This is a genomic window from Streptomyces sp. ATLC9 (assembly GCF_057196705.1).
Genome location: NZ_JBXUOY010000093.1, coordinates 1 through 17132 on the forward strand (window position 1 = coordinate 1; position 17132 = coordinate 17132).

The 17132-nt window shown below is 71.8% G+C and carries 13 protein-coding genes and 1 pseudogene; 7 read left to right on the forward strand and 7 right to left on the reverse strand.

Annotated elements, in window-relative coordinates; genetic code table 11:
- Positions 1 to 564, reverse strand: a pseudogene (locus AC2CJA_RS12515) (tetratricopeptide repeat protein); the annotation flags it as partial.
- Positions 565 to 750: 186 nt separating this feature from the next.
- Here AC2CJA_RS12515 and AC2CJA_RS12520 point away from each other — a divergent pair.
- Both AC2CJA_RS12520 and AC2CJA_RS12525 read left to right on the forward strand, forming a co-directional pair.
- Positions 751 to 1143, forward strand: coding sequence for a hypothetical protein (locus tag AC2CJA_RS12520; RefSeq protein ID WP_484602756.1), 393 nt, complete (start codon positions 751 to 753; stop codon positions 1141 to 1143).
- Between the two features lie 57 nt (positions 1144 to 1200).
- Complete coding sequence (locus tag AC2CJA_RS12525; protein ID WP_484602757.1) at positions 1201 to 2079, forward strand: spermidine synthase; 879 nt, start codon at positions 1201 to 1203, stop codon at positions 2077 to 2079.
- A gap of 31 nt (positions 2080 to 2110) precedes the next feature.
- On the opposite strand, the gene AC2CJA_RS12530 is transcribed toward AC2CJA_RS12525, so the two are convergent.
- Positions 2111 to 2659, reverse strand: a complete 549-nt coding sequence (locus AC2CJA_RS12530) for a hypothetical protein (protein ID WP_484602758.1) — start codon at positions 2657 to 2659, stop codon at positions 2111 to 2113.
- A gap of 107 nt (positions 2660 to 2766) precedes the next feature.
- On the opposite strand from AC2CJA_RS12530, the gene AC2CJA_RS12535 reads away from it, so the two are divergent.
- From AC2CJA_RS12535 to AC2CJA_RS12545, 3 genes are all read left to right on the forward strand, one after another.
- The gene (locus AC2CJA_RS12535; RefSeq protein ID WP_484602759.1) at positions 2767 to 3462 is read left to right on the forward strand and encodes a response regulator transcription factor; all 696 of its coding nucleotides are present in this window, start codon (positions 2767 to 2769) and stop codon (positions 3460 to 3462) included.
- 69 nt (positions 3463 to 3531) lie between these two features.
- Positions 3532 to 4920 carry a HAMP domain-containing sensor histidine kinase gene (locus AC2CJA_RS12540; RefSeq protein WP_484602760.1) on the forward strand — a complete coding sequence of 463 codons (1389 nt, stop codon included), beginning with the start codon at positions 3532 to 3534 and terminating at the stop codon, positions 4918 to 4920.
- Between the two features lie 137 nt (positions 4921 to 5057).
- Positions 5058 to 5270 (forward strand): hypothetical protein, encoded by a 213-nt coding sequence (locus tag AC2CJA_RS12545; RefSeq protein ID WP_484602761.1) that lies wholly within the window; start codon positions 5058 to 5060, stop codon positions 5268 to 5270.
- Between the two features lie 176 nt (positions 5271 to 5446).
- On the opposite strand, the gene AC2CJA_RS12550 is transcribed toward AC2CJA_RS12545, so the two are convergent.
- From AC2CJA_RS12550 to AC2CJA_RS12565, 4 genes are all read right to left on the reverse strand, one after another.
- Entirely contained in the window at positions 5447 to 6886 is a 1440-nt protein-coding gene (locus AC2CJA_RS12550) for a GH1 family beta-glucosidase (protein WP_484602762.1), read from the reverse strand.
- A 75-nt stretch (positions 6887 to 6961) separates the two neighbouring features.
- Positions 6962 to 7888, reverse strand: a complete 927-nt coding sequence (locus AC2CJA_RS12555) for a carbohydrate ABC transporter permease (protein ID WP_484602763.1) — start codon at positions 7886 to 7888, stop codon at positions 6962 to 6964.
- The gene (locus AC2CJA_RS12560; RefSeq protein ID WP_484602764.1) at positions 7885 to 8919 is read right to left on the reverse strand and encodes a carbohydrate ABC transporter permease; all 1035 of its coding nucleotides are present in this window, start codon (positions 8917 to 8919) and stop codon (positions 7885 to 7887) included. The genes AC2CJA_RS12555 and AC2CJA_RS12560 overlap by 4 nt, the downstream gene beginning before the upstream one ends.
- A gap of 7 nt (positions 8920 to 8926) precedes the next feature.
- On the reverse strand, positions 8927 to 10210 hold the full coding sequence (locus AC2CJA_RS12565) for an ABC transporter substrate-binding protein (RefSeq protein ID WP_484602768.1): 1284 nt from the start codon (positions 10208 to 10210) through the stop codon (positions 8927 to 8929).
- Positions 10211 to 10546: 336 nt separating this feature from the next.
- Here AC2CJA_RS12565 and AC2CJA_RS12570 point away from each other — a divergent pair, with 336 nt between their 5' ends.
- Entirely contained in the window at positions 10547 to 11584 is a 1038-nt protein-coding gene (locus AC2CJA_RS12570) for a LacI family DNA-binding transcriptional regulator (protein WP_484602765.1), read from the forward strand.
- A gap of 129 nt (positions 11585 to 11713) precedes the next feature.
- On the opposite strand, the gene AC2CJA_RS12575 is transcribed toward AC2CJA_RS12570, so the two are convergent.
- The gene (locus tag AC2CJA_RS12575; RefSeq protein ID WP_484602766.1) at positions 11714 to 13438 is read right to left on the reverse strand and encodes a glycoside hydrolase family 6 protein; all 1725 of its coding nucleotides are present in this window, start codon (positions 13436 to 13438) and stop codon (positions 11714 to 11716) included.
- A 615-nt stretch (positions 13439 to 14053) separates the two neighbouring features.
- Between AC2CJA_RS12575 and AC2CJA_RS12580 the strand changes: the two genes are divergently transcribed.
- Complete coding sequence (locus AC2CJA_RS12580) at positions 14054 to 17014, forward strand: glycoside hydrolase family 48 protein (RefSeq protein ID WP_484602767.1); 2961 nt, start codon at positions 14054 to 14056, stop codon at positions 17012 to 17014.
- The last annotated feature ends 118 nt before the right edge of the window (positions 17015 to 17132 follow it).

The window sequence follows — 17132 nt, forward strand, 5'->3', positions numbered from 1 at the left end:
GGGCCGGCGGCTTCGGGCGGCGGCCTCGGCCGCGCCGGCGGCCGGGTGGGCCAGGGGGTCCAGGGGGTCCAGGGACACCGCCGCCACGGCGGCCGGGCCGCCGGTCATGAACGCGCGACGCAGCACGGCGTTCTCCTCGTCGGTCGGGCGATCGTTCGGGACGTGGCTCGGATCGCGGATCGGGCAGAGCGGCTCCGAGCGGGTGGAGTCCGGGCGTGTACGGGCGTCCCGAGGTGCGCCCGCGGCGTCGTACGCCCCCCGCCCGCGCGCGGTGCGCCCGCGAACCGTCTGACGGGGCTCGAAGCCCAGATCGGTGAGCGAGCACCCCGGGTACATGTGCAGGAACACCCGCTCGTAGGCGTAGTTGGGGCAGCGGATCTCCCCGGCCTCCACCCGCCCGACGTACCGGGCGTCACAGGAGACGTTCTCGCCTATCTCCCGGGCCGCCCTGCGGACGACCGCCGCGAACTCCCCGGGCGAGAGCCGCCCGCGCAACCGCCGGAAGGCGAGATTGGGCTGGCGGCCCGGACCCGCCGGCGCTGAGGGTGACGGTGACGACGCCATGGCCGGGACCGTACCGGCCGCCTCCTGGAATATACGAGATGTTATGCCGACAAACGGGATATCCAACACGTGATCTGCCATCAACTGCCATCCTTTGCGGCGGCATTGCGCCGTAGCGGTTGACAGACCGGGTCGTTGAGCCTCGTGTTAGCGAACGCGGAGAACGACCCAGGAGGAGGTTCCCCCGTGCTGGACACCGGCTGCGAGACCGGCGGCCCGCCGCCCGCCGGAGTGCCGGACGAGCCCTGCGAACTGGTGACCGTGCCCGCGCGGCACGGACTGGAGGCCGTCGACATCCTGCGCCTGCGCGAGAGCGTGGGCCCGGTGCTGCACGACGACGCGGGCGGCACCCTCGGCTTCCTGGTACCGCCCGGCACCGCGGACGGCTGGGACCTGCCGGACAGCGTCTGCGTCCCGGCCCACCGCCGCTCCGGCCGGCCCGCCGACCCGCCGGTGGCGGGCACCGGGTGGCTGGTGCCCCCGGAGAGCGCGCAGGCGGCGACCACCGAGCCGGCGCGGCTGCGCGCCGCGCTGAGCGAGGCGGCCCGTACGATCGCCGCCGCCGAGGGCCGCGCCTGAGGGGGCGGACGCGGTCCCGCGGGGCGAGGATGGGCCGTACGGGTGATACTGGACCGTGTGGCGAGGAACGGACGGCGACGCGAGGGCGGCAGGCGGACCAGGGAGCCGGTGAGCGAGCCGGTCGACGGCGGACTGGCCCGGCTCCTGCCGGACCCGGACCGGCCGCGCGCCTGGACGCTGCTGCTCGAAGGCGCGCCGCAGTCCCACGTGGACCTCGACGACCCGACGTACCTGGAATTCGGGTACCAGCGCAGGATCGGCCATCTGATCGACCTGGCCGCGCCGCCCGGGCGGCCGCTGCGGGCGGTGCACCTCGGCGGCGGCGGGCTCACCCTCGCCCGTTACACCGCCGCCACCCGGCCGCGCTCCACCCAGCAGGTCTTCGAGGCGGACGCCGCGCTGACCGCCCTGGTCCGCCGCGAGCTGCCGCTGGAGAACGCCTGGCGGATACGGGTGCGCGGCGGGGACGCCCGCGCCGGGCTCGCCAGGCTGCCCGAGGACGGGGCCGATCTGATCGTCGCGGACGTCTTCGGTGGCGCCCGCACCCCCGCCCATCTGACCAGTTCCGAGTTCCTGGACGAGGTCCGGCGGGTGCTGAGCCCCGGCGGGCTCTACGCCGCCAACCTCGCCGACGGGCCGCCGCTGGCCCATCTGCGCGCACAGGTCGCCACCGCCGCCGCCGTCTTCCCCGAGCTGTGCCTGACGGCGGACCCGGCCGTGCTGCGCGGACGGCGCTTCGGCAACGCCGTCCTGGCCGCCTCCGACCGGACGCTGCCCGTCGCCGGGCTCACCCGGCGCGCGGCGGGCGACCCGCACCCCGGCCGGGTCGAACACGGTCGCGCGCTGGCCGACTTCACCGGGGGCGCGGCCCCCGTCACGGACGCCACCGCCACCCCCTCGCCGCAGCCGCCCGCGCGGGTCTTCCAGCGGCGCTGAACCGGCCGCCGCGCCCGGCGGCCCCGGACCGTCAGCCCCCGTGCTCGTCGACCGTCACCCTGGGCGGAGAGCCGTCCCAGACGCAGAAGACCGACGACGCCTCCTCGCCCCGGGTGAAGGTGACCCGTATCCACCCGCTCCCCCGCCACACCCGCATCTCCCAGCCGGGACCGGGAGACGCGGAGACGAGGTCGGCCGAGTCCCGGCCCAGGTCGAAGGCGACCCGTCCGCCGCGCACCTCGCGGCTCTCCACGCTCCCGGACGTCCTGCCCGCGCGCGGAGTGCCCCCGCCGGGTCCGGCGTCCCGGCGGGTCCCGGCGGATCCGCGCGAGACCGAGGGCCCGGACGCCCCGGGGGAGCGGGCGGCCGCGGACGACCTGGGCCGCCGGGTGGAGGCGGTCTCCGGCTCGGGGCCGCCGGGCGAGGCGGACGGCGCCGGGGTGTCCCAGGTGATCGGCGGCATCCGCGGCAGGTCGTACGCGGCCTGTGACACCACGGTGCGCACGCCGAACCAGGACAGGGCCACCGCCGACCCGGTGGCCAGCACCCACGCGCCCGCGTGAACCAGTCCTCGTCGCATCCCGCGCACTCTAGTGCCGCCCGGTGCGGCTCTCCCGCGCGTCCGCGCCCAGATCGCTCCGTCCGGCGTCTGCTTGACGTGTACGCGCATGCCGTAACGTGCCGTACATGGCACGTGTACTCGTCGTCGAGGACGACCAGTTCGTACGCTCCGCCCTGATCCGGCACCTGACGGAGGCATCCCACACCGTGCGCAGCGTCGGGACGGCCCTGGAGGCGCTGCGGGAGGTGGCGCACCTCGGGTTCGACGTGGTGATACTCGACCTCGGGCTGCCCGACCTCGACGGGGCCGAGGCGCTGAAGATGCTGCGGGGCATCACCCAGGTACCCGTGATCATCGCCACCGCGCGGGACGACGAGGCGGAGATCGTCCGGCTGCTCAACGACGGCGCCGACGACTACCTGGTCAAGCCGTTCTCCGTGGAGCACCTGTCCGCCCGGATGGCCGCCGTGCTGCGCCGCGCCGGAACGGGCGCGGGCGCCGGGGCGGGCGCGGACCGGGAGATACGGGCCGGCGGGCTGGTCGTCGACCCGCTGCGGCGGCAGGCCGAACTCGACGGACGGGCGCTGGACCTGACCCGCCGGGAGTTCGACCTGCTGGCCTTCCTCGCACAGCGCCCCGGGGTCGTCGTGCCGCGCAGGGAGTTGCTGGCGGAGGTCTGGCAGCAGAGCTACGGCGACGACCAGACCATCGACGTCCATCTCTCCTGGCTCCGCAGGAAGCTGGGCGAGACCGCGGCCAGCCCCCGCTATCTGCACACACTGCGCGGGGTGGGCGTCAAACTGGAGCCCCCGCGGGGGTGAGCCCGGCCGCGCGGCGCCGGGGAAGCCGGGGGGACGGGCCGGGACGGCGGGGAGAGGGGGGAGAAGCCCATGAGACGGGCGCTGGTCAAGGTGTGCGTCGCCGTGACCGCGATGGTCGTGGTGGCCTTCGCCGTGCCTCTGGCCCTCGTGGTCAAGGAGATGGCCCGCGACCGGGCCTTCACGGGCGCCGAGCGGCTGGCCGCCTCCGTCACCCACCTGCTCGCCGCCACCGGCGGCGACCGGGACCCGCTCCAGCGCGGGCTGGCCAGCATGCCGGCACGGGCCGCCGGGCGGATCGCCGTGTACGCGCCCCCGGGCCGGGAGGACGGGAGTGCCGAGATCGGCGAACGCCGCCTGGACGAGGAGAGGCTGAGGGCCACGGCTCCGCTGGAGGGGGCCGCCGTCCTGCCCGTCGAGGGCGGCTTCGTGCTGCTCCAGCCCGTCACCACCGAACGGTCGGCCGTCGTGGAGGTGTTCGTGCCCGAGGGGGAGATCACGGGCGGCGTCACCACCGCCTGGCTCGTCCTGGCCGGCACCGGCCTCGCGCTCGTCGTCGCCTCCGTCGTCATCGCCGACCGGCTGGGCACCCGCATGGTGGGCGCCGCGGAACGGCTGGCCGGGGCCGCGAAGGAGCTGGGCAGGGGACGGCTGGCGGTGCGGATCCCGGTGGAGGGGCCCGCCGAACTGCGCCTGGCGGCCGCCGCGTTCAACTCCATGGCCGATCAGGTCGCCCAACTGCTGGCCAATGAGAGGGAACTGGCCGCCGACCTCTCCCACCGGCTGCGCACCCCCCTGACCGTGCTCCGCCTCAACACCGCCTCGCTCGGCGGCGGCGACGCCGCCGAGCAGACGCGTGCGGCCGTGGCGCAGCTGGAGCGGGAGGTGGACCACATCATCCGCACCGCGCGTGAGCAGCGGACCCAGCCGCCGGACGCGCCGGGCCGCGGCGCCTTCTGCGACGCCTGTGAGGTGATCCGGGAGCGGATGGACTTCTGGTCCGCGCTCGCCGAGGACGAGGGCCGTGAGGCGGAGCTGGCGGGGGTCGGGGAGCCGGTGCGCGTCCCCGTGGCCCGCGCCGACCTCGCCGCGGCCCTCGACGCGTTGCTCGGCAACGTCTTCCGCCACACCCCGGAGGGCACCGCCTTCGCCGTGGACGTCCACCGCCCGGCCTCCGGAGGCTCGGTGATCGTACTGGTCTCCGACGCGGGGCCCGGCATCGAGGACCCCGACGCGGCGCTGCGCCGCGGCCACGGCGACGGCGGGCCCGGATCCACGGGCCTGGGCCTGGACATCGTGCGGCGGGTGGCGGAGTCCACCGGCGGGGACGTGCGGATCGGACGCTCGGTGCTCGGCGGTACGGAGGTGCGGCTCCTGCTGTCCTCGGACACGGGGTCCGCCGGCGGGCCGAACCGCCGGCGCGGACACAGAGTGCGACGGGGTGTGCGCCGAAAGTGGTGATTCCTCAGCGGGCCCGTAGACCGGCCTTAAGGGAGTCATAAGTTCCCGGCCGCCCGCCCGGAAAGGGCGGTTCGCCGGAATCGGCCCCGCTAGCGTGCTCACTGTCCATGTTCCCCGCGGACCGAGGCAGGAGTGGGATGAGGAACATCGCCGCACAGTGGTGCCGCCCGGGCGGGCGGCGGCAGCCGATCGCCGACGCGGCCGTGGCGGCGATCGTGGCGGCCGGCGGACTGGTCCTGGCCGGCACGGCGACGGCGGAGCCGGCCCCCGCGCCGCCCGCCACCGCGTCCACCGCCCCGGCCGCCGGTGCGGACGGAGTGCGGGAGAGCGCCGCGCCGCCGTCCCGCTGACCCTTTGGGCCCGGTCCCGCCGGCCCGCGCCGGCCCGTAAGAACCAGCCACTCCCCACGACAGGCGGGGCGCAGCGGACTCCACCCCCCACGCCCGCTGCGCCCCGCCCGTTCCGGCCGGTGCGTTCCGTCCGCCCGGTCAGGCCCTCCGGTCGGGCCACCCGGCCGCCGGGCGCCTCAGTCGGCCACCGGGTCCCCCACGGTGTCCAGCGCCTCGGACGCGGGCAGCTCGCCGGTCCGGGCCACCTCGGCGTACCACCGGGCGCTGGACTTGGGGATGCGCGCCAGGGAGTCGAAGTCCACGTACACCGTGCCGAACCGCTTGCTGTAGCCGTACGCCCACTCGAAGTTGTCCAGCAGGGACCACAGGAAGTAGCCGCGCACGTCGGCTCCGTCGGCGACCGCCCGCCGGACGGTGTCCAGGTGGCCGCGGAGATAGGCGATGCGGTCGGGGTCGTGGACGGTGCCCTCGGGGGACGGCTTGTCGTCGCAGGCCATGCCGTTCTCGGTGATGTAGAGCGGGATGCCGCCGGTCTCGCGGTGGTAGTGCATGAGCAGGTCGTGCAGACCGGTGGGGTCGATCGTCCAGCCCATGTCGGTGGTCTCGCCCGGGGTCTGGTGGAAGGCGATGTCCTCCGCGGCCGGCCAGGGCGACTGCTCGCCGCCGCCGTGCCCGTCCCGGCGCGGCAGCTTCTGGTCGGCGGAGGCCGAGACCAGGGTGGGCGTGTAGTAGTTGATGCCCAGCGCGTCCAGCGGCTGGTGGATGTCGGCCAGGTCGCCGTCCTTGACGAAGCTCCAGTCCGTCAGGCGCGAGGTGTCCTGGATCAGGTCCTCGTCGTACACCCCGCGCAGCATCGGACCGTCGAAGATCCGGTTGGCCAGGGCGTCGATGCGCCGCCTGGCGTCCAGGTCGTCGGGGTCGTCGGTGAGGGCCCGGACGGCGGCCGGGTTGATGCTGACGCCGATCTGCGCGCGGCCGGGGAGGGCGGCGCGCAGTGCCTGGGTGCCCAGCCCGTGGGCGAGGTTGAGGTGGTGGGCGGCGCGCAGCACGTCGGCGTGGTCGGTGCGGCCGGGGGCGTGGACGCCCGAGCCGTAGCCGAGGTAGGCCGAGCACCAGGGCTCGTTGAGGGTGGTCCAGCGCTCCACGCGGTCGCCGAGCGCGCCGGCGACCAGGGAGGCGTACTCGGCGAACCGCTCGGCGGTGGCGCGCTCCGGCCAGCCGCCGGCGTCCTCCAGCTCCTGCGGCAGGTCCCAGTGGTACAGCGTGATCCAGGGGGTGATGCCCTTGGCCAGCAGCTCGTCGACCAGCGAGCGGTAGAAGTCCAGGCCGCGCTGGACCGCGGGACCGCGGCCGGTGGGCTGGACACGGGACCAGGAGATGGAGAACCGGTAGGCGTTGAGGTTGAGGTCCGCCATGAGCTGTACGTCGTCGCGCCAGCGGTGGTAGTGGTCCACGGCGACGTCGCCGGTGTCGCCCCCGAGCACCTTGCCGGGGGTGCGGCAGAAGGTGTCCCAGATGGAGGGGGTGCGGCCGTCCTCGGCCGCGGCCCCCTCGATCTGGTAGGCGGAGGTGGCCGAGCCGAACAGGAAGTCGGCGGGGAAGGAGGACTGGCTCATATGGGAGCGCTCCCATCGAAGATTGCGCGGAAAGGGATGGCGTGAGGGGGTGGGTGGCGGGGGACGGGCCGGAGGTCAGCCCTTGACCGCCCCCTGCATGATGCCGCCGACGATCTGCTTGCCGAAGACGGTCAGGATCAGCAGCAGCGGCAGGGTGCCCAGCAGCGCGCCGGCCATGATCACCGACTGGTCGGGGATGTAACCCCGGCCCAGACCGGTCAGGGCGACCTGGACGGTCGGGTTCTGCTGGGTCAGCGCGATGATCGGCCAGAAGAAGTCGTTCCAGGCCATCACGAAGGTCAGCATGCCGAGCACGGCCATCGCGGGCCGGGCCGCGGGGAAGACCACGTGCCACACGATGCGCAGACTGCTCGCGCCGTCCACCCGTGCGGCCTCGATCAGCTCGGTCGGCAGCGCCTCCAGCAGGTACTGCCGCATGAAGAACACGCCGAAGGCGCTGACGAAGGTCGGCAGGATGACGGCCTGGAGCTGGTTGGTCCACTCGAGCTCCGCGATCGCCATGAACAGCGGCACCACGCTGAGCTGCGGCGGCACCATCATGGTGCCGATCGTCAGCATCAGCAGCAGGTTCCGGAAGCGGAACCGCAGCTTGGCGAACGCGAAGCCGGCGATCGTCCCGAACAGCACGGTGCCGGCCGCGATGGACCCGGCGACGATGGTGGTGTTGAGCAGCGCCAGACCCATGTTGGCGTCGGTCCAGGCGATCTCCAGGTTCTTGAAGAGGTTGCCGCCGAACCAGAAGGGCGGGGGCATCTCCGCGAGCCGGGTGTTGTTGCGGGAGGCGGCGACGGCCGTCCAGAACAGCGGGAAGAGCGCGATCGCGGTGACGAGGAACAGCACCGCGTACGTCAGCTTGCCGCCGTGCAGCGTGCCGCCGGCGCCGCCGGCCCGTCCCCGCCCGCGACCGGTGCGGTGGCCCGCGCCGCCGGGCTCGGGCGCCGTCCGCGGGGACGTCGCGCGATCGGACTCCAGCACGCTCATGAGCGCCTCCTCGCGGTCTTGCGGCCCAGCTCCCGCTTCTGCATGCCGCGCGAGATCAGCCAGTTGACCAGCGCGATCAGCACCAGGATCAGGAACATCATCCAGGCGATGGCCGAGGCCCGGCCCAGGTGCAGGTTGACCCAGCCCTGCTCGTACAGGTAGAGGCCCAGGGTCTGGTACTGGTGGGCCGGACCGCCGTTCGCGCCGCCGCCGGGGTTGAACAGCAGGGGCTCGCCGAACAGCTGTGTCGCGCCGATCGTCGAGACGACGATCGTGAACAGGATCGTCGGCCGCAGCGCGGGGATGGTGACGTGGACGAACTGCTGCCAGCGCGAGGCGCCGTCCAGCGCCGCCGACTCGTACAGGTCCTTGGGCACCGCCTGCATGGCGGCGAGGTAGATGAGGGTGTTGTAGCCCGTCCAGCGCCAGATCACGATCGCGGAGATCGCGAAGTGGGAGGTCATGCCCTCCTGCCAGTTCACGGGGTCGAGCCCGACGAACCCCAGGAACCAGTTGATCATGCCGTAGTCACGGCCGAAGAGCACCACGAAGACGAGGGTCGCCGCAGCCACCGAGGTGGCGTAGGGGGCCAGCATGGCCACGCGGTAGAAGGTGGCGCCGCGCAGCTTGTAGTTCAGCAGGTGGGCCAGCCCGAGCGCGATCAGCAGCTGGGGCACGGTGGAGATGATCCCGATGCTGAAGGTGTTGCGCAGGGCGTTCCAGAAGAACTCGTCCTCCAGCAGCCGCGTGAAGTTGTGCAGCCCGGCCCACTCCATGTCGGTGGGGGCCGTCAGCGACACCTTGTGCAGCGAGGCCCAGCCCGTGTAGAGCAGCGGGAAGAGGCTGAAGGCGCCGAAGAAGAGGAAGAACGGAGCGACGAAGCCGTACGGGCTCCACTTCACGTCCCGCTGGTACCAGCGGCTGCGGCGTTCCCGCCGCCGGTCCTCGCGGGAGGAGACATGTTTGTGGCGCGGGGCCGCGCCCCCCTGCTTGACGGGGGGCGCGGACACCGGCGAACCGGTAGTGGTCACTTGTCGATCACTCGTCCAGGGCGTTGTCGACTGCCTTGGTGGCCTCTTCCCATGCCTTGTCGGAGGACAGACCGCTGCGCTCCATCTGCAGGAGGCCGCTGCGGGTGAGGTTCTCCTGGATGACCTGGTCCTTCGGGCCGATCACCTGGGTCGGGATGCCCTCGGCCGCCTTGGAGAAGATCTCACCGATGGGCGCGTTCGAGAAGTACTCGTGCGTGGCCTCGGCGACCTCGGGGGTCTCGTACGACTTCGGGGCGCTGGGGAAGCTGCCGCGCTCGGCGAAGAGCTTGGCCTGCTGGGTGGGAGCGGTCAGCCAGGCGGCGAGCTTGATCGCCTCCTCCTTGTTCTTGCCGCTCTCGGGCACACCGAGGAAGGAGCCGCCCCAGTTGCCGGCCTTGGGGGCGGGAGCGACGTCCCACTTGCCCTCGGCCTTGTCGCCGCCCTTGTCCTGGATGTAGCCGAGCATCCAGGCGGGGCAGGAGAGCGTGGCGAAGGTGCCGTTGTTCATGGCCTTGTTCCACGAGTCCGTGAACAGCTCGTGCTTGTCGGTCATGTCCTCGGAGGCGGCCTCCGCGGCGACGTCCCAGGCCTCCTTGACGTCGGGGTTGGTCTTGTAGACGACCTCGCCCTGCTCGTCGTAGTAGCGGGTGGCGCTGGAGGAGATGGCCGCGTTGTACAGGCCGCTGGCGGAGTCGACCCACTTGACGCCCTCGGGGGCGCTGTCCATGAACTCCTTGCCGGTGTCGAGGTACTTCTGCCAGTCGCCCTGCCACAGCTTCCCGACCTCGTCGCGGTCGGTGGGCAGACCGGCGGCCTCGAAGTGGTCCTTGCGGTAGCAGATGGCCATCGGGCCGATGTCGGTGCCCAGGCCGATGGTCTTGCCGTCCTCGGTGGTGGCCTGGTTCCACTTCCAGTCGAAGTAGTCGTCCGCGGAGACCCCGCCGGCCTCGGACAGGTCGACGAACTTGTCCGCCTGGGTCTGGACGACCTCGGCGATGTTCGCCACCTCGATGCCCTGGACGTCGGCGAGACCGCTGTTGCTGGCGAGGCGGGTGAGCAGCTGAGGGTAGTAGTTCTCGTTCCGCTCGACGACGGTCTGCTCGATCCTGACCTTCGGGTTGAGCTTCTCGTACTCCTCGTACAGCCCAGCCTCCTTGAAGCCGAAGGTTCCGAAGAGGCCGACGGTGATGACGGTCTTGCCCTCGCTGTCGGTTCCCCCGGCGTTGCTGTCCGAGTCGTCGTCGCTCGCGCAGCCGGCGAGCAGGCTCGTGCCGATGGCCGCGGCGGCCATGACGGCCACGGCCCGGCGGGTGGTGCGGGTCTTGCGCACTGCGTCCTCCTTGCGCCCTGACGTTTCACTCCCGGCCGTCGAAGGGTGTGGGGACCGCAATGACGGATGGTGCTGCGGCTCGGGTGGGAACGTGCGGGTTCTGTATGGGTCAAGTCCTTTGGGAGCGCTCCCAGACGTGATGGGTTGAAGAGTCGCGGTTCCCTGGCGCAGGTGTCAAGGGAATGAACACTCTGACCCGGCGCAGTTATCCGGCTGTTAGCTTCGGTGGCTGATCGATACTGGTGCAAGGGCCGGCCGGCCCTTGCGGTCGAGCCCGTACACGCTGGGGAGGCGGTCATGACAGTGAGCGGAAGGCGGGGCCAGCGGCCCACTCTGGAACAGGTCGCCGCCTACGCGGGGGTGGGCCGCGGCACCGTCTCCCGAGTGATCAACGGCGCCGCCAACGTCAGCGACCAGACGCGCACCTCCGTCCAGCAGGCGATCGCCGAACTGGGCTACGTGCCCAACCGGGCGGCCCGGGCACTGGCCGCGGGCAGCACCGACGCGATCGCGCTGGTCATCCCCGAGGCCGAGACCAGGCTGTTCGCCGAGCCCTACTTCTCCGGCATCATCCGCGGCGTCAGCGCCGAACTCGCCGACACCGACATGCAGTTGCTGCTGACCCTGATCCGCAACCCCAGGGAACGCGACCGCTTCGCCCAGTACGTCACCGCACACCGGGTGGACGGTGTGCTGCTGGTGTCCGTGCACGCCGACGACCCCCTGCCCGACCTGCTGGAACGCATCGAGATGCCCGCCGTCCTCAGTGGCCGCCGCAGAGGCGACGACCCGGTGCCGTACGTGGACTGCGACAACACCGGCGGCGCCCAGGCCGCCGTGGAGCACCTGATCGGCCACGGCCGGCGCGCGGTGGCCACCGTCACCGGGCCCCTGGACATGTACGTCGCCCAGTGCCGCCTCCAGGGATACCGCGACGCGCTGCGCGCCGCGGGGCTGGAGGAGGACGAGTATCTGGTGGCCGTCGGCGACTTCACCGAGGAGGGCGGCCGCCGCGCCGTGCGGGAGCTGCTGTCGCGGCGGCCCGACCTGGACGCGGTCTTCTGCGCCTCCGACGTGATGGCCGCGGGCGCCCGCGCCGTGCTGCGCGAGTCCGGCCGCCGGGTGCCCGGGGACGTGGCGCTGGTCGGCTTCGACGACTCGGCCGTCGCACGCCACATGGACCCGCCGCTGACCAGCGTGCGGCAGCCGCTGGAGGAGATGGGCCGGTCGATGGCGCGGGTGCTGCTGGAGCAGATCGAGGACCGCAAGGCGGGCCGGGACGACCGCTCCAGCCGGGTGCTGCCGACGGAGCTGGTCCGCCGCGCCTCCTCCTGACCCTCCCCGACGGTCCCCGGCCGGTCACGCGGGAGGCTGCGGCACCGCGGACACGGCGGAGGGGCCGGCCGGCGTACCGACCGGCCCCCCTGCGAGCCGTCCTACCGCTGCTGAGCGATCAGCCGGTGATCAGTCGATCGGCGGGTAGGCGTTGCGCAGCAGCTCCTCGAACTGGTCCTGGAACCAGTGGCCCGAGAGCGGCGCGTCGGGCAGGGCACCCGACATGTGGTTGTTGTTGCGCGGGTTGCCCTCGTAGGAGGGGTTGCACATCTCGTCGGCCTTCTTGCCCTCCTCGTTCGGGATGTCCTCGCTGGCGCCGTCGGACTCCCCCGGGGGCTTGATCCACGCGTAGGCGTCGATACCGGAGGCGGGAGCCGCCTTCGGCCGCTCGCCGAGACCGGCGCCGGCCTGGTTGCACCAGTTGCCGGTGTGGATGCGCCGGTCGATGCGGCTGCCGTCGACGAACGCGTCCAGGCTGGTCTTGGCGGCGGGGGCGCTGGGCCGGTTCGGGCCGCCCCAGCCGTTGCGGGAGGTGTCGATGATCACGCCGACGTCGGAGTTGAAGCCAACCCGGACGGCCTCCTCGCGGAACGCCTGGGCGTAGGACTGCTCGTCCACGTAGAAGTTCCAGTCGACCCACTTGGACTGGCGGACCGAGGTGCCGTTCACCGAGTCGTTGATGGTGAAGTGCGGCTCCTTGAGCGCGCCGTAGTTGGCGACGTTGGCGGCGAAGCCGGCGACGTCGTCGACCGTGGCGCCCGCGGTGTTGGCGGCCTCGTGGAGCAGTTCGACGGACGGGGTGAAGTTGCTGTCCCAGCCGAGCCAGCCGTGGTGGCCGATGTCGATGTAGTTGTAGACGTTGTCGAACTGGCCGAGCGTGGCCAGGGCGTAGCCGACGCCCTCGACGTAGTTGCCGTTGGCCAGCATCTCGTCACAGTTGGCGGTGGCGGTGGGCCGGCCGCTGACGTTGGTGATCAGGTTCGGCAGCGAGTCGATCTCGACGACGTTGATGATCCGCAGGTCGGCGTACTTCGGGTCGCCGACGATCTCCGCGATCGGGTCGATGAACTCGTCCTTGTACCGGTCGATCTCGTCCGGACCGAGTTCGCCCTGGGAGGCGAGCGCGGCGCAGTCGCGGCCGGGCAGGTTGTAGGTGACCATCTGGAGCGCGTCGGCGCCCTGCTCCAGGGCCGCGTCGAGGTGGTCGCGCAGGCCCATGGTGTTCTCGCCGGCGGAGCCCGACTCGATGGCGGAGATGCGGTCCAGCCACACGGCGGTCGGCTGGTCGGCGATCGCCTCGCCACCGCTCTCGGCGGCCTGCTCGGACCAGTCCGGGTTCACGTAGAGCTGGGCGCCCGCGTACGGGTTGTCGACGCGGTCACCAGGCGGGTCGGTCGGGTCGCCCGGGTCGCCCGGGTCGTCCACGTTGCAGGTGGTGCCGTTCAGCTTGAACTCGGTGGGAGCGGGGTTCGAGCCGGAGTAGGTCCCGTTGAAACCGAAGTTCGCGGAACCGCCCGGGGACAGGGTGGAGTTCCACGAGGGGGCGGTGGCGGTCACGTGCGCACCGCTCTGGGACACGGTGGCGTTCCAGCCGGACCCGGCCCTCTGGCTGCCCGCGTAGTCCCACTCCACCTTCCAGTTGTTCACGGCGGAGGCGGCGTTGTTGGTCACGGTGACCGAGGCGGTGAAGCCGTTGCCCCAGTCGTTGGTGACCCTGTAGTCGACGTCGCACAGGGGCGCCGCCATGGCGGTCCCCTGCATCATGCCGCCCGCGCCGAGTGCGCCGGTTATCAGCGCACCGGCGGCGAGCAGCGCCGTCCGGCGCCCGCGCGTCGGCTTTCTGGTGCCTGTCATGCGATCTCTTCCTCTTCCTTCCGGTGTTCTCCGGATGACGACGGAGCCCAGCTCCGCGTTGGGGGTGCGGTCGTGTCACAGGTGAGTGCCCCGGACAGAAGGGGCCTTCCGCCGCGGTGGGGAACGACCGCCGTCGCGGCACGGAGCGAGGTTCCGCTCCGCTCCCGTCTCCGGGCACGGCCTCCCGGAGCGTGCTCCGGTATCGGTGCCGGGGGAGGACAGGGCGTGTCGTGAAGGGGTGAGCCGGCCGGTGTGGCCGTGAAGGCGTGCCGCGGTGCCGGTTAACGCCCGGGGGCGTGGTGGGGGGTGCATGAAGCGGCTCCTGGCCGGTCGAACGCGCCGTCCCTGGCGCACGACTGTGGAAGCGCTCCCACTGGTTGGAGGAGAACGTAGCGCCAACTTCTGGTTATGGCCAGAGTGCGTTCAGTAATTGACGGATCGGGTTTCCGCGGCAGGGTCTTCTTGTTCGGAGTCTTGACAGGTGTCATGTCCACCTTGAACCTTGGGAGCGCTCCCACTGGTTTCAGTCCCTCCACACGCCCCTGCCGGACAGGGTCCAGGCACAGTCCCGGGCACCGTTCTTCCCCACCCGAGCCGCGAGGAGAGAGCCCCCGCATGAGCGCGTTACCAGTCACGGGCGTACCGCCCAGGCCTCCCAGAGGCAGAACCAGGAAGCTGCTGGTGGCAGCGGCCGTAGCGATCTCCCTCCCGCTGGGTCTGACCTCGGCCCTGAGCGGGACGGCCCAGGCCGCGGCCCTCCAGTGCAGCGTCGACTACGGCAAGAACGACTGGGGGTCGGGCTTCACCGCCGACATCACCATCACCAACCGGGGCTCCGAGGCCATCGACGGCTGGACCCTGACCTACGGCTACAGCGGCAACCAGCGGCTCCAGCAGGGCTGGAACGGCCAGTGGTCGCAGTCGGGCCAGAACGTCACCGTCAGGAACGCGTCGTTCAACGCGCGCATCGCCGGCGGCGCCGCGGTCAGCACCGGTGCCAACTTCAGCTACAGCGGCACCAACACCGACCCGACCTCCTTCTCCGTCAACGGCACCCGCTGCGGCGGCAACCTCTCCGCCCCCACCGCCACCCTGACCAGCCCCGGCGCGGGCGCGGTCTTCTCCGCGGGCGCCACCATCGGGCTGACGGCCACCGCGAGGGCCACCGAGTCCGGGGCCACCATCGAGAAGGTCGAGTTCTACAGCGACACCGAGCTGCTGGGCACCGACACCACGGCGCCCTACTCCTTCGACTGGGAGGACGTCCCGGCCGGCAACTACTCGCTCTACGCCGTCGCCCACGACTCCAACGGCATGTCGAGCGAGTCCACCCCCGTCGGCGTCCAGGTCACCGCGGGCCCCGCGGTGGTCGTCACCCCGGCCCAGCTCGGCGTGCGCCAGGGGGAGACCGCCCGGTTCGCCGTCAAGCTCTCCAAGCGGCCGTCCGAGACCGTGGCCGCCACGGTGGAGCGCACCAGCGGGAACACCGGGCTGTCCGTGGCCGACGGCGCCTCGCTCACCTTCACGACCTCCAACTGGGACACCCCCCAGGAGGTCACCGTCGCGGCCGACGAGACCGGTACCGGAGCTGCGACCTTCACCGTCAGCGCACCCGGCCACGACGCGGCCGAGGTGACGGTCACCCAGCTGTCCGGCTCCGGTGACGGGGGTGAGTACGAGGACCGCTTCCTGCAGCTCTACAACAAGATCTTCGACCCGGCCAACGGGTACTTCTCGCCGGAGGGCATCCCCTACCACTCCGTCGAGACGCTGATGGTCGAGGCCCCCGACCACGGTCACGAGACGACCTCCGAGGCGTACAGCTACCTCATCTGGCTGCAGGCCATGTACGGCAAGGTCACCGAGGACTGGGACCCGTTCAACGAGTCGTGGCAGATCATGGAGGACTACATGATCCCCACGAAGGAGGACCAGCCGACCAACAGCTTCTACGACCCCTCCAGGCCCGCCACCTACGCGGCCGAGCACCCGACCCCGGAGGACTACCCGTCGGCCATCGACGGCAACGTCCCCGTGGGCAGGGACCCGATCGCGGCCGAACTGCGCAGCGCCTACGGCACCGACGAGATCTACGGCATGCACTGGCTGCAGGACGTGGACAACGTCTACGGCTACGGCAACGAGCCCGGCGGCGTCTGCCAGGGCGGCCCGGAGTCGGACGCGCCGTCGTACATCAACACCTTCCAGCGCGGCTCGCAGGAGTCGGTGTGGGAGACCGTCCCGCAGCCCACCTGCGACGACTTCACCTTCGGCGGTGAGAACGGGTACCTCGACCTGTTCATGGACGACGACAACTACGCCGAGCAGTGGAAGTTCACCAACGCCCCCGACGCCGACGCCCGCGCCATCCAGGCCGCCTACTGGGCCGAGACGTGGGCCGAGGAGCAGGGCAGGAAGTCCGAGATCTCCGCGACGCTGACCAAGGCCGCGAAGATGGGCGACTACCTGCGCTACGCCTTCTTCGACAAGTACTTCAAGAAGATCGGCGACTGCACCGGTCCCACCTCCTGCCCCGCCGGCACCGGCAAGGACAGCGCGCACTACCTGCTGTCCTGGTACTACGCCTGGGGCGGCGCCACCGACACCAGCGCCGGCTGGGCCTGGCGGATCGGCAGCAGCCACAACCACTTCGGCTACCAGAACCCGATGACCGCCCACGCCCTGACCACCGTCCCGGAGCTGAGGCCCAGGGGCTCCACCGCGGTGTCGGACTGGGAGAAGAGCCTCCAGCGCCAGGTCGAGTTCTACCGCTGGCTGCAGTCCGACGAGGGCGGCATCGCCGGCGGCGCGACCAACAGCTGGGAGGGCGACTACGGCACCCCGCCGGCCGGCACCCCGACCTTCTACGGCATGTTCTACGACGAGAAGCCCGTCTACCACGACCCGCCGTCCAACCAGTGGTTCGGCATGCAGGCATGGTCGATGGAGCGCGTCGCCGAGCTCTACCACGAGACCGGCAACGCCACGGCCAAGGAGGTCCTGGACAAGTGGGTCCCGTGGGTCCTGTCCGAGGTGACCGTCAACCCCGGCGGCAACTACCAGATCCCCTCCACCCTCCAGTGGTCGGGCAAGCCCGACACCTGGAACCCCTCCAACCCCGGTGACAACTCGGACCTGCACGTGACGGTCCGCGACTACTCCACCGACGTCGGCGTCACCGCGGCCCTGGCCAAGACCCTGATGTACTACGCCGCCAAGTCCGGCGACGAGGAGGCCAGGACCACCGCCAAGGCGCTGATGGACGCCATGTGGGACCACCACCAGGACGCCATGGGCATCGCGGTGGAGGAGACCCGGGCCGACTTCGAGCGGTTCGAGAACCCGGTGTACGTCCCCGAGGGCTGGACCGGCACCATGCCCAACGGAGACAGGATCGACTCCGACTCGACCTTCCTGTCGATCCGCTCCTTCTACGAGGACGACCCGCAGTTCAACAAGGTGGAGAGCTACCTGAACGGCGGCGAGGCGCCGACGTTCACCTACCACCGCTTCTGGGCCCAGGCGGACGCCGCTCTCGCCCTGGCCGCCTACGCGGACCTCTTCGGCGACGAGTAGCAGCCCAGGGGGCACGAAGCCGGCCCCCCGGTCCGGTCCGGTCGACGGCGGCCGCACCGGGGGGCTCCAGTCCGCACCACCGGCGGCACCGCTCGGGCCGGTGCCGCCGGTGGTGCGG

Coding starts and splice junctions, on each gene's coding strand:
- AC2CJA_RS12565 (WP_484602768.1), bottom strand. CDS start 10,210: ATGGCCGCCGCGGCCATCGGCACGAGCCTGCTCGCCGGCTGCGCGAGC.
- AC2CJA_RS12540 (WP_484602760.1), top strand. CDS start 3,532: ATGAGACGGGCGCTGGTCAAGGTGTGCGTCGCCGTGACCGCGATGGTC.
- AC2CJA_RS12575 (WP_484602766.1), bottom strand. CDS start 13,438: ATGACAGGCACCAGAAAGCCGACGCGCGGGCGCCGGACGGCGCTGCTC.
- AC2CJA_RS12545 (WP_484602761.1), top strand. CDS start 5,058: ATGAGGAACATCGCCGCACAGTGGTGCCGCCCGGGCGGGCGGCGGCAG.
- AC2CJA_RS12550 (WP_484602762.1), bottom strand. CDS start 6,886: ATGAGCCAGTCCTCCTTCCCCGCCGACTTCCTGTTCGGCTCGGCCACC.
- AC2CJA_RS12570 (WP_484602765.1), top strand. CDS start 10,547: ATGACAGTGAGCGGAAGGCGGGGCCAGCGGCCCACTCTGGAACAGGTC.
- AC2CJA_RS12535 (WP_484602759.1), top strand. CDS start 2,767: ATGGCACGTGTACTCGTCGTCGAGGACGACCAGTTCGTACGCTCCGCC.
- AC2CJA_RS12555 (WP_484602763.1), bottom strand. CDS start 7,888: ATGAGCGTGCTGGAGTCCGATCGCGCGACGTCCCCGCGGACGGCGCCC.
- AC2CJA_RS12530 (WP_484602758.1), bottom strand. CDS start 2,659: ATGCGACGAGGACTGGTTCACGCGGGCGCGTGGGTGCTGGCCACCGGG.
- AC2CJA_RS12580 (WP_484602767.1), top strand. CDS start 14,054: ATGAGCGCGTTACCAGTCACGGGCGTACCGCCCAGGCCTCCCAGAGGC.